Annotated in this window: 7 protein-coding genes; 4 read left to right on the top strand and 3 right to left on the bottom strand. The window is 68.3% G+C overall.

The window, feature by feature from the left end; all coding sequences use genetic code 11:
* Positions 1-6: 6 nt before the first annotated feature.
* Both ACEOAB_RS06255 and ACEOAB_RS06250 read right to left on the bottom strand, forming a co-directional pair.
* Positions 7-1,317, bottom strand: a complete 1,311-nt coding sequence (locus ACEOAB_RS06255) for a hypothetical protein (RefSeq protein ID WP_056586645.1) — start codon at positions 1,315-1,317, stop codon at positions 7-9.
* Positions 1,318-1,356: 39 nt separating this feature from the next.
* Positions 1,357-1,896: a hypothetical protein gene (locus tag ACEOAB_RS06250; protein WP_056586641.1), complete on the bottom strand. Its 540-nt coding sequence runs from the start codon at positions 1,894-1,896 to the stop codon at positions 1,357-1,359.
* Positions 1,897-2,038: 142 nt separating this feature from the next.
* Here ACEOAB_RS06250 and ACEOAB_RS06245 point away from each other — a divergent pair, with 142 nt between their 5' ends.
* The 3 genes from ACEOAB_RS06245 to ACEOAB_RS06235 are packed head-to-tail and all read left to right on the top strand — an operon-like array spanning position 2,039 to position 4,194.
* Complete coding sequence (locus ACEOAB_RS06245; protein ID WP_056586637.1) at positions 2,039-2,632, top strand: RNA polymerase sigma factor; 594 nt, start codon at positions 2,039-2,041, stop codon at positions 2,630-2,632.
* Between the two features lie 31 nt (positions 2,633-2,663).
* Positions 2,664-3,413, top strand: a complete 750-nt coding sequence (locus ACEOAB_RS06240) for an anti-sigma factor (protein ID WP_495653546.1) — start codon at positions 2,664-2,666, stop codon at positions 3,411-3,413.
* 28 nt (positions 3,414-3,441) lie between these two features.
* Entirely contained in the window at positions 3,442-4,194 is a 753-nt protein-coding gene (locus ACEOAB_RS06235; protein WP_413751271.1) for an SGNH/GDSL hydrolase family protein, read from the top strand.
* Positions 4,195-4,206: 12 nt separating this feature from the next.
* Here ACEOAB_RS06235 and opgC read toward each other — a convergent pair whose 3' ends face one another.
* A complete protein-coding gene (gene opgC, locus ACEOAB_RS06230; RefSeq protein ID WP_413751269.1) occupies positions 4,207-5,349 on the bottom strand; it encodes an OpgC domain-containing protein in 1,143 nt (380 codons plus the stop codon).
* A 459-nt stretch (positions 5,350-5,808) separates the two neighbouring features.
* Between opgC and ACEOAB_RS06225 the strand changes: the two genes are divergently transcribed.
* Complete coding sequence (locus ACEOAB_RS06225) at positions 5,809-11,835, top strand: alpha-2-macroglobulin family protein (RefSeq protein WP_495653545.1); 6,027 nt, start codon at positions 5,809-5,811, stop codon at positions 11,833-11,835.
* Positions 11,836-12,101: the final 266 nt, after the last annotated feature.

The following is a 12,101-nucleotide window of genomic DNA, read 5'->3' as shown; positions in this document are numbered from 1 at the left end:
GAAGAACTAGGCGGCCGCCGCCGGCCGCAGCAGCCAGCGCACTTCCTGCGTCTGCTCGCTGTCGGGGTAGCGCGACTCCATCGTCGCGAGGATGGGCTGTGCCATGTCCGAGCGCCCCAGCCCCTGCACCAGCGCACGCGCCGCCAGCTCGTAGGCCTGCGGAATCGCCTCGTGGCCGCGAAAACGCTTGTCGAAGCCCGACAGCAGCGCCAGCGTGGCGTGCGCGTCGCCGCTGCGCCACTCGGCGCGCGCCATCGCGACCACCATCGCCGCGTCGTCGAGCGCGAAGGCCTTGTCCTTCTCCTTGCAGGCCTTGAAGACCTTGAGCGCCTCCGAGGCCAGGTCGCGCCGCATCAGCAGCGGAATGAAACGCCGCGCCTGGTCAAGCATGGTGTCCTTTTTCTCGGGCATCAGCGCCAGCACGCGGTGGTAGCGGCGCTGCGCCGCGAGGTCGTCGGACGCGGCCGTGCGCTGGGCTTCGTAGGCCGAGCCCAGCGCGGCCGCGAGATCGCCCTCGGTGATCAAATGGGCCACCTCGGCGTCGATGCGCTGCGCCGCGATCTGCTCGGGCGTACGGCGGTCGACCGGGGAGCCGTCGCCCAGTTCGCTGCCCGGCACCGCGTCGAAACCAAAGGCATCGTGGTGCTGGAACATCACGTAGCCCAGCAGGCTCGCCATGACCCAGCCGAAGTAGATGAACGCGAAGTTGATGACCGGCAGCGCGATGCGCCCGTCGAACATCGGCAGCAGCAGCGACAGCGCCACCTGCGCGCCCGTGCTCAGCAGGAACAGGAAGAAGCACAGCAGCGCATACGGCGAGCCGATGATGCGCATCGCGTCCATCACGTGGCCGGGGTTCATCGCCTGGAAGAAGCTGCCCGACTGCACCAGCACGATCACCGCCGCCGGGAAGGTGAAGGACATGACGAACAGCCCCACCGTGCCCAGGATCGGCGCATACCAGGCGAGCCAGCCGATCAGGAAGGCCTGCACCAGCGTGATCGCGAACAGCTTCCACGGCAGGTAGGTCCAGTCGTCGCTCGATTCGCGGCCGAAGTCGGCCGAATCGCGGATGCCGCGCGCGCCCAGCGCGATGACCTTGAAGCCGTATCGGCTGGCCGCCAGCATGATGCCGACCTCGATGACGAAGAGCGCCAGCGCATCCGGCAGGAAGAAGATCGCGTCGAAGAGCAGGCTGCAGAACGACAGCAGCAAGCCGTAGGCCAGCGGCCGCATCTGGAACGGGAACGCGAAGAAGCTGTTCAGGCGGCGCCAGAACGGCGGTGGCGGCGGCAGCGAATCCTTGACGGCGATCATGGCAATTCCTCCTGTTTTTCTTTTTGTGCCTGTATCCGCTTACTTGCGAAAGAACTCGCTCTGGCTCATGGCGCCGGCACCGCCCATGCGCATCACCGTGACCTCGTCGGCATGCACGAGGCGCATCTGACCGAGCTCGCGTTCCAGGCGCTGGGTGAAGCTGGTCTTGTACTGCAGCAGCGACTCGCCCATCTTCAGCACATTGGTGCCCGTGACGGTCGCGCTCTTGCGGTCGGTGGCCACCTCGATGGTGTCGATGTGGTAGTCGTACTCGATGGTGAGGATGCCGCCCATCCGCTCGCCCACCCTGCTGAAAGTCTCGAAGGCCTCGCGGTTCGCCTGGCAGGCCTCGTCGCGGTTGTGGGAGCGCTCCACCGTTTTCCCCATCATGGTGGTCTTGCTCTCGATCCGGGCCTTGCGGCTGAGCTGCTTGCACAGCATCTCGGCGTCGCGCGAGTAGATGGCGTGGGCTTCCTTCTGGTAGAAGTCGCGCACCATCGATTCGTCAAGCTTGCGGCCGCCAATAAAGAAATACCACGCGCCCACGCAGAGCGCGATCACGATCGCAATTTGCTTCATTTCTTCCCGCCCGCGCCTGCGCGCATCCCTCTTGATTTTGCGGGGCAGTATACGTTGCCGAATGTTTCCTGGAGGCGTCGAAACGAGCTCGTGCCCCTGAATCCGGCCGCCCGGGAGCCCCGTATACCGGGCATGTGCATCGATGCCCGACAATCCCCGAATGCCAGCACCCAGCCCCGACGCCGAACTGATGGCACTGATCGACCGGATCGGCCGTCGCGACGAAGCCGCCCTGCGCCTGCTGTACGACCGCACCTCGCCCAAGCTGATGGGCCTCGCGATGCGCGTGGTGCGGCAGCGCGAATGGGCCGAGGACGTGCTCCAGGAAGCCTTCCTGACTGTCTGGCGAGTCGCCGGCGACTATCGCGCCTCGCTCAGCCCGCCGCTCGCATGGCTCGGGCTGATCGTGCGCAGCCGGGCGCTCGACCTGCTGCGCCGCCGCGCCGCCGACCGCACCCGGCTGACCCAGGAATTCGACGAAATCATGGCCGACCAGTTCGAATCGGATGCACCCAACCCCGCCGACACCGCCGATGCCAGCGAGCAGGCCTGGGCGCTGCACCAGTGCCTGAGCCGGCTCGAGGGCCGCCAGCGCGAGGTGGTCAGCCTGGCCTACCTGCGCGAAATGAGCCACGGCGAACTGGCCGAGCAGCTCAGGCTGCCGCTGGGCACGGTCAAGACATGGATCCGGCGCGGGCTGGAAAAACTGCGCATCTGCATGGGGCGCTTTGCGTGAGAGCGATGGCGAAGAAGAAGGCGACCCTCCCATGAATCTCCTCGCGCACCCCGAGCTGCTCGAACTGCTGGCCGCGAACCACGCGCTCGGCACGCTGCGCGGCGGCGCCCGCCGCCGTTTCGAGACCCTGGCCCGCGAACAGGCGCCGGTGCGCGCCGCCGCGCTGGTCTGGCAGAGCCGGCTCGCGGGCATGACCGAAATGCAGCCCCCGGTCGTGCCCGACCCGGCCGTGTGGACCCGCATCCGCAACACGATCGACGCCGAGCAGGCCGCGCTCGCCATCGAACGCCAGCGCAATGCCGCCGCCGGCAAGCCGCAGTCGCAAGGCGGCTGGCTGCGCAGCCTCGCGCTGTGGCGCGGCGCCACGGCCGCCGGCGCACTGGCCACGGTGCTGGCCGTGGTGGTCGGGCTGAACCTGCGCGACCAGCTGCAGAACGCCCCGGCGGTGCAGTACGTGGCCGTGCTGAACGACGACAAGGCCGCGCCCTCGATGCTCGTCACCTTCGATCCGAAGAAGAAGCAGCTGGTGCTGCAGCGCGTGGGCGGCTTCGACGAAGGCAACGACAAGTCGCTGCAGCTCTGGGCCCTGCCCCCGGGCGGCGTGCCGCGTTCGCTGGGCGTGCTCGACAAGGCGCCCGCGCTGCGGCTGGCTGCGTCAGAATCCGACGTGCGCGTGCCGGCCCTGGCGATCAGTCTCGAACCGAAGGGCGGCGTGCCCAGCGAGGGCGGCCCGACCGGCCCGGTGCTCTTCCATGGCGCGCTCATTGAAAAAACCATCTGACCTGTTTGCTGTCCTTCCGATGCCTTCGATGAAAACCGCGCTGGCCGCGGTCGCGCTGCTGACTGCGGCACTCGCCTCGCATGCCCAGTCCGCCTTCTTTCCCCAGGAATCGGAGACCGCCGCCGCCGAGGCCGCGTCCGCGCGCGACTACCTCGCCGCCAAGGAGCGCTGGCACAACGAGCTCGCGGCCTTCGCGCGCGCCGACCAGGAGCGTTTTCCGGCGCCCGGCGGCGTGGTGTTCGTCGGCAGCTCCACGGTGCGCATGTGGACCCGCCTTGCGCAAGATTTCTCGCGCGTGCCCGGCGGCGTGGTCAACCGCGGCTTCGGCGGCTCGACGCTGGCCGACTGCAGCTTGTTCGCGCGCGATCTCGTGGTGCGCTACAAGCCGCGCCAGGTGATGGTCTATGCGGGCGACAACGACCTGGCCGAAGGCCGCACCCCGCTGCAAGTGCTCGACAGCTTCGCGCGCTTCGCCAACACGGTGCGCGCCGAGCTGCCCGACACGCGCATCAGCTTCATCTCGGTCAAGCCCAGCCCCTCGCGCGAGCAGCTGATGCCGCAGATCCGCGAGACCAATCACGTGATCTCGGCCTACCTGAACCTGCTGCCCAACAGCGAGTTCATCGACGTCTACACGCCGATGCTGGGCGCCGATGGGCGCCCGCGCGCGGAGCTGTTCCGGGGCGACAGGCTGCACATGACGGACGAAGGCTACCGGCTGTGGCATTCGATCATTGCGCCGCACCTGCCGGCCCCGGCGCCGACGGCCCCCTTGCCCTGAGACCGTTGCCGGTCAGGCGCGCGCGGTCTCCGACGGCATGTCGTCCGCCGGCGGCGGTACATCCGCCCCGCGCGTGAAGCGCGCCACGAAGTACATCCCCGAGAACACCGCCAGCAGCAGCAGGCCGTCGCCCCACCAGGGCCGCGCCATCTGGTTGTCGCCGTAGAAGGCCAGCACCAGCAGCACCGCCACGAGGTGCGCGCAAAACACCGGCAGCGAGGCCGAGCCCATCGCCTCCAGCCAGCGCAGCCGCGGAATGCAGCGCATCAGCCATGGCCCGAAGCGCACCGCCAGGATGCACAGCGCCACGAGGTTCACCAGCCGCAGCGGGCCGAGTTGCCATTTGTCGAACAGCAGGTTCAGCTCGACGTCGCCGCCGAACGGCGCCTGGCCGTTGATGCCGGTGTGGCGCCAGTAGACCCCGTAGAGCGCAATGCCTGCCGCAAGCAACAGCAGCCACCACGGAAAACGCAGCGGCCGGGCTTCCGGCCCACTGCGCGTGGCGCCGATGCAAAGCCCCGCGAACCACAGGAACTGCCACGCATAGGTGTTGAACGCGCCCATCTCGTGGAATGGCACCGGCACGTCCAGGTAGCGCACAGCCAACGCATAGATCCATTCGCTGACCCCGAACTGCGCCGCTGCCCACACGATCGCGCTCGCCACCATCACCCCGGTCCAGCCGTGGCGCATGGCAAAGGCCAGCACCCAGGGGCTCAAGAGCATGAAGAAGATATACATCGGCAGGATGTCGAGCAGCGCCGGCTCGTAGATCAGCAGCAGCCCGAACAGGAAGCCGTCGCGCGGCTCCGCCAGGTAATACGACACCAGGTTCTTCACGGCCGGCTGGTCGATGTGCAACCCCACCGCCGCGATCACGGTGAACAGGAACAGCAGGATCGCCGCCTGGCACAGGTAGACCTTCACCACGCGCCGCCAGAAGGCCTGGCGCATCGAGTCGACGCCGCGCAGGTAGCCGATGCGGCTGTACACCAGACCGGCGACGAAGGCCGACAGCAGCACGAAGCCCTCGGCGGCCGAGACGAAGCCGAAGGGCTGGCCCAGCGGATCGGTCAGGCGGGTGGGCAGATGGGTGACGGTCATCAGCACGAGCATCAGCCCGCGCAAGGCGTCTATTTCCCAGTAGCGTTTCATCGGTCGGCGGCGAGGTCTTGGTGGCGGTCCGCGCGGCGCACGCACGACAGGGTTCGATTGTAAGAAGGCCGGCAGACTCGTTCGGGGGGCGTGCGAATGACACCGGGTACTCCCCTCCGCGAATGTCCCCCGGCCTGCGGCCTCCTCCTTTATTTCGCTGCGGGGAGCACCCGGTGCCATTCGCACATGGACGCTCTGCTCGTGCCGGCGGTTCAACCGCTCTGCTGAACGCTCACGCCGATGGGGTGCCTTGCGCAGCGAAATAAAGGAGGAGGCCGCAGGCCGGGGGACATTCGCGGAGCAAGGCACCCCGTCGGCGTGAGCACACCCGGACAGCGACCAACGCATCGGCATGAAAGCGAATGCGACCACCCCAACGGCCTGTGACCGTTGGCACTGCCGAACCGTCGCGCAAATCGGATACGCTGCGCGCTGCCTTCAGGTGGAGATACAACAAAAGTGAATCATTTCGTTCCAACATTGCTCCTGGCCGGCGGTGTCCTCGCGGCCGCCCCGGGCTTTGCCCTCCAGATAACCAGCCTCACGCCCCAGGGCGAAGTCGCCCGAGTGCGCCAGGTCGTCGCCAAGTTCGACCAGGCGGCCGTCAACTTCGGCGACCCCAAGGCCCCCGCCCCGCTCACGGTGAGTTGCACCGACGCGCAGGCCGCCAAGGGCACCGGCCGCTGGACCGACGCCAAGGCCTGGGTCTACGACTTCGAAAACGACCTACCGCCCGGCGTGCGCTGCACCGTCACCCGCATTCCAACCTTCAAGCCCGCCTCGGGCGAACTCACCGGACCCGAGCGCTACCAGTTCAACACCGGCGGCCCGTTCGTGCGCAACTACATGCCGGGCAGCTACAGCCGCATCGACGAGCAGCAGATGTTCATGCTGGAACTCAACGGCGCAGCCACGCTCGACAGCGTGCGCCAGAACGTCTGGTGCGCGGCCGACGGCGTGGGCGAGCGCATTCCGGTCAAGCTGCTCGATGGCGACCAGCGCGCCGGCCTGCTCAAGGCCTTCGGCCGCGACAAGGCTGCGGAGAAAGACCCGCTGCGCTTCGTCACGATGCAATGCAACCGTACGCTGACGCCCGGCGCGAAGGTGCAGATCGTCTACGGCAAGGGCGTGGCGACGCCCTCGGGCGTGGCGAACAACGTGGAGCGCCGCTTCGACTTCCAGGTGCGCGAGCCCTTCGCCGTGTCGTTCACCTGCGAGCGCGAGAACGCGCAGGCCGGCTGCCTGCCGCTGCGACCGATGCAGCTGCAGTTCAACGCGCCCGTCACGCGCAAGCTGGCCTCGCAGATCCAGCTCAAGGGCGACAAGACGATCAAGGCCAAGCTCGACAACGAGGGCGGCGCGCAGAGCGACGACGACGTGGTCAGCAGCGTGAGCTTCGAGCCCCCGCTGGCCGAGAGCGCGCAGTTCAGCATCGAGCTGCCCTCGAAGTTCGAGGACGCCTCGGGCCGACCGCTGGCCTCGCCCGGCAGCTTTCCGCTGAAGGTGGCGACCGGCGCGATGCCGCCCCTGGCCAAGTTCGCCGCCTCGCCCTTCGGCGTGGTCGAGCGCCTGGCCGAGCCCGACACCCCGGCCATGATGCCGGTCACCGTGCGCCGCGTGGAGCCGAAGCTGATGGTCAACGCCCTCACGCCCGGCAAGGTGAGCGACATGAACCCGAAGACCGACGCGGAAATCATCGCGTGGTTCCGCAAGGTGCGCCGCTACGACAGCTTCACCATCTCGCGCGAGCAGGCGCGCAAGGACGTGAAGGGCCCGCTGCCCCCGGTCATCGACAAGGACGACCGCACCACGCTGCAGACCCGCATGCTGTCGCTGCTGGCGGGCCAGTCGGGCGTCAAGGCGCTGGACATGCCCAAGTCGGACAGCGGCGATCCGCGCCCCTTCGAAGTCATCGGCATCCCGCTGACGCCGGGCTTCCACGTGCTCGAAATCGCCTCGCAGAAACTCGGCGAGGCGTTGCTCGACGAGCGCTACAACGCCGGACGCACGATGTACGTGCGCACCACCGCGCTGGCCACCAACCTGGCGGTGCATTTCAAGCTGGGCCGCGAGAACTCGATGGCCTGGGTCACCACGCTCGACAAGGGCAAGGTCGTGGCCGGCGCCGATGTGCGTGTGTCGGGCTGCGACGGCAAGGCCGTGGCCACCGGCACCACCGATGCCAACGGCGTGGTCATGCTCAATGGCATCTCGCCGCAGGCGCCGTCGTGCAACGGCCCGAACGAATACGACACGGCGGCCTGGTTCGTCAGTGCCCGCGCCAAGGACGACAAGGGCGTGGAAGACCTCGCCTTCACCTGGAGCGACTGGCAGCGCGGCATCGAGCCCTGGCGCTTCAACGTGCCGACCAGCATGCAGGCCGAGGCCGACCGCGTCGCCCACACCATCTTCGACCGCACGCTGCTGCGCGCCGGCGAGACGGTGTCGATGAAGAGCCTGATCCGCACGCAGACCAGCAAGGGCTTCGGCCTGCCCGAGAACCGGCCCGACACGCTGGTCATCACCCACGTGGGCAGCGGCCAGCGCTTCACGCAGCCGCTGAAATGGCGCAAGACCGCCACCGGCGGCCTGAGCGCGGAGAACACATTCCCTATTCCGCCGGCCGCCAAGCTCGGCGTGTACGAGGTGATGCTGCGCACCGGCGGCGGCAAGGACGCCAACGGCGAGGGTGAAAGCGATGGCGACGAAGGCTACGGCCGCAGCTTCTCCACCGGCATGTTCCGCGTCGAGGAGTTCCGCCTGCCCGTGCTCGAAGGCCGCATCGCGCCCACCGACAAGAAACCGCTGGTGGCTGCCACCAGCGTGCCGACCGACGTGCAGATCAACTACGTGGCCGGCGGCGGCGCCGCCAACCTGCCGGTGCGCGTGTCGGCCATGGTGCGCGGCAAGAGCCTGAGCTTCTCCGACTACGACGCCTTCAGCTTCAACCCGCCGCGCGCAGCGCAGGGGGACGGCAGCGAGGCCGCCACCGCAGTCAGCGCCGCGGCCGAGGCAGGCTCGGGCGAGGAAGACCTCAACAGCGTGAACGACACCCGCGTGATCGCCGACAAGTTGCCCCTCACGCTGAACAAGGATGGCGCCGGCAAGGTCACCATCGACAAGGTGCCGAAAGTGAAGGCCGCGCGCGAGCTGCTGCTCGAAGCCACGTACGCCGACCCGAACGGCGAGGTGCAGACCATCCGCAGCACGCAGACGCTGTGGCCCGCCTCCGTCATCGCCGGCATCAAGACCGAAGGCTGGGTTTCGACCAGCCAGAAGCTCAAATTCCAGGCGCTCGCGCTCGACCTCTCGGGCAAGCCCCAGGCCAACGTGACGCTCAACGTGCGCGCCGTGGCGCGCATCACCACCACCAGCCGCAAGCGCATGGTGGGCGGCTTCTACACCTACGACAACAAGACCGAGACGAAAGACATCGGCACCGTCTGCAGCGGCAAGAGCGACGCGCGCGGCCTGCTGCTGTGCGAATCGGAGCTGAAGGAAGCCGGCGAAGTCGAACTCATCGCCAGCGCCACCGACGGCGAAGGCCGCGACGCCAAGGCCGTGAGCTCGGTCTACGTGACCAAGCAGGGCGAACTCTGGTTCGGCGGCGAGGACAACGACCGCATCGACGTGCTGCCCGAGAAGAAGAGCTACCAGCCCGGCGAAGTCGCCAAGTTCCAGGTGCGCAGCCCGTTCCGCTTCGCGACCGCGCTGGTCGCGGTGGAACGCGAAGGCATCATCGAGACGCACGTGGTGCAGCTCGACGGCAAGGACCCGACCGTCACCCTGCAGGTCAAGCCCGAGTGGGGCCCGAACGCCTACGTGAGTGTGCTCGCGCTGCGCGGCCGCCTGCGCGAGGTGCCGTGGTACAGCTTCTTCACCTGGGGCTTCAAGTCGCCGCGCGAGTGGTGGACGGCCTTCTGGTACGAAGGCAAGGAATACGTGGCGCCGACCGCCATGGTCGACCTGAGCAAGCCCGCCTACCGCCTCGGCATGGCCGAGATCCGCGTCGGCACGCGCGCCCACCAGCTCGACGTGACCGTCACGAGCGACAAGCCCAGCTACCCGATCCGCAGCAAGGCACAGGTCACCATCAGCGCCAAGCTGCCCGACGGCAAGCCGGCCGCCGGCGCCGAAGTGGCGCTGGCCGCGGTCGACCAGGCCCTGCTGGAACTGATGCCCAACGACAGCTGGAACCTGCTCAACGCGATGCTGCAGCGGCGAAGCTGGGGCGTGAGCACCTCCACCGCGCAGATGGAAATCGTCGGCCGGCGCCACTACGGGCGCAACGCCGAGCCTGAGGGCCGCGGCGGCGGCAAGGGGCAGACGCGCGAGTTGCTCGACACCCTGCTCGTGTGGAATCCGAAAGTGGTGCTCGACGCCAACGGCCAGGCCGTGGTGACGGTGCCGCTGAACGACGCACTCACCACCTTCAAGATCGTGGCCGTGGCCGATTCGGGCGCCAGCCTGTTCGGCACCGGGCAGGCCAGCATCCAGGCCACGCAAGACTTGCAGATCATCAGCGGCCTGCCGCCACTGGTGCGCGAGGACGACCAGTTCCGCGCACAGATCACCTTGCGCAACACCACGCAGAAGCCGATGAAGGTCGAGGCCACGCCGCGCGCCACCCTGCTCACGCTGGAGACGCAGACCGTGGACATCCCGGCCGGCGAGGCACGCGAGGTGGCCTGGACCGTGACCGCGCCCGCGCAGCTCGCGCAGACGCGCGCCGAAGCCATCCTGTGGGAGATCGAGGCCAAGGACACCATCGGCGGCGCGCGCGACGCGCTCAAGGTGCGCCAGCGCATCATCCCGTCGGTGCCGCTCACGGTGCAGCAGGCCACGCTGGTGCAGCTCGATGGCCCCTTCACGCTCGACGTGGCGCCGCCCGCCGACGCCCTGCCCGGCCGCGGCGGCCTGAAGATGTCGCTGCAGCCCAAGCTGGCCGAAGGCCTGCCGGGCGTGCGCGACTGGTTCGCGAACTACCCCTTCATCTGCCTCGAACAGAAGACCAGCAAGTCGGTCGGCCTGCGCGACGCGAAGATGTGGCAGAGCGTGCTGGCCCAGCTGCCGACGTATCTCGACAGCGACGGCCTGGCCAACTACTTCCCGCCGCGCGACGGCGAGGCGAACCGCGGCAGCGACGTCCTCACCTCGTACCTGCTCGCATCGACCAACGAGGCCGCGCAGCTCAACCCCGCCTTCGCGCTCGCCGATGACGTGCGCGCGCCGATGGAGTCCGGCCTGATCGCCTTCGTCGAAGGTCGCATCACGCGCGAGTTCTGGAGTCCGCGCAAGGACCTCGACGTGCGCAAGCTCGCCGCGCTCGAAGCGCTCTCGCGCTACGGCAAGGCCAAGGGCAGCATGGTGGGCAGCATCACCATCGCGCCGAACCAGTGGCCCACTGGCGCAGTGATCGACTGGCTCAACATCCTGAAGCGCGTGAACGACGTGCCGCAGCGCCAGCAGCGCCTGGACGAGGCCAACAACGTGCTGAAGGCGCGACTGTCGTACCAGGGCACCAAGCTGATCTTCAGCACCGAGCAGGACGACTACTGGTGGTGGCTGATGACCAACGGCGACGTCAACACCGCCCGCCTGCTGCTCAGCGTGATGGACGACCCGGCCTGGAAGGACGACATCGGCAAGCTGGCCAACGGCTTCATCGGCCGCCAGCAGAACGGCGCCTGGCACACCACCACCGCCAACCTGTGGGGCGGACTGGCGCTGGAGAAGTTCAGCAAGGTGTTCGAGAGCACCCCGGTGGCCGGCGTGACCGCCGCCACGCTCGGCGCGGTCAAGGCGCAGGTCGACTGGAGCAAGGTCGAGCGCGTGAAGACCAGCGACGCGGCCGGCGCGCCCAACCAGACCACCTTCTTCGGCGCGCCCGCCTCGCCGGGCAACCTGAAGAACAACACGATGTTCCTGCCGTGGGCTGCATCGCCGTCGGGCGCACCCGTGCGCGACACGCTGCTGGTCACGCAACAGGGCACCGGCAAGCCGTGGCTCACGCTGCAGTCGATTGCCGCCGTGCAGCTGAAGGCGCCGTTCGCGGCCGGCTATGCGCTCAAGAAGACCATCACCCCGGTCGAGCAGGCCGTGGCCGGCAAGTACACGCGCGGCGACGTGCTGCGCGTGAGCATCGAGGTCAACGCCAGCACCGACATGACCTGGGTCGTCATCAGCGACCCGATCCCCGGCGGCGCCACCATACTCGGCAGCGGCCTGGGCCGCGATTCGCAGATCGCCACCCAGGGCGAGAAGAAGAGCGGCGCCGGCTGGCCGGCCTTCGAGGAGCGCAGCTTCGAGGCCTTCCGCAGCTACTACGAGTACCTGCCCAAGGGCGTGGTGAAGATGGAATACACGGTGCGCCTGAACAACGTCGGCGACTTCGCGCTGCCGCCGAGCCGCGTCGAGGCGATGTACGCGCCCGAGATGTTTGGCGAGACGCCGAATGCGCGGGTGAAGGTGGAAGCGGCGAAGTAGCGGCGCCCGGCGCTTCTTCTCCAGCTTCTTTACCTCGTCGACCCAGCCGGATCCGCACCCCGCGGCGCATCCGGCTGTTTCGCCCCGGCCGCGGGCGAGCGCAGCGCGGGGGTCGGCGAGCCCCCCAACCTGGCCAGGTTGTGCGGCCGCGGTCAGCATCGTTACTGAATACCGCGCCGGTTCGCCTCCCGCCATCCCGCATGGCGAAAGGCCATCGGCCGCCCATCGGCGTCTTTCGGCGCCGTCATCCCACGCATTCCCTTGAG

It is taken from the genome of Variovorax sp. Varisp53 (assembly GCF_059491555.1).
Note: the sequence above shows the minus strand (reverse complement) of the source record. Positions and strands in the feature narration are given on the sequence as shown.

Coding starts and splice junctions, on each gene's coding strand:
- ACEOAB_RS06250 (WP_056586641.1), bottom strand. CDS start 1,896: ATGAAGCAAATTGCGATCGTGATCGCGCTCTGCGTGGGCGCGTGGTAT.
- ACEOAB_RS06240 (WP_495653546.1), top strand. CDS start 2,664: ATGAATCTCCTCGCGCACCCCGAGCTGCTCGAACTGCTGGCCGCGAAC.
- ACEOAB_RS06245 (WP_056586637.1), top strand. CDS start 2,039: ATGCCCGACAATCCCCGAATGCCAGCACCCAGCCCCGACGCCGAACTG.
- ACEOAB_RS06255 (WP_056586645.1), bottom strand. CDS start 1,317: ATGATCGCCGTCAAGGATTCGCTGCCGCCGCCACCGCCGTTCTGGCGC.
- opgC (WP_413751269.1), bottom strand. CDS start 5,349: ATGAAACGCTACTGGGAAATAGACGCCTTGCGCGGGCTGATGCTCGTG.
- ACEOAB_RS06235 (WP_413751271.1), top strand. CDS start 3,442: ATGAAAACCGCGCTGGCCGCGGTCGCGCTGCTGACTGCGGCACTCGCC.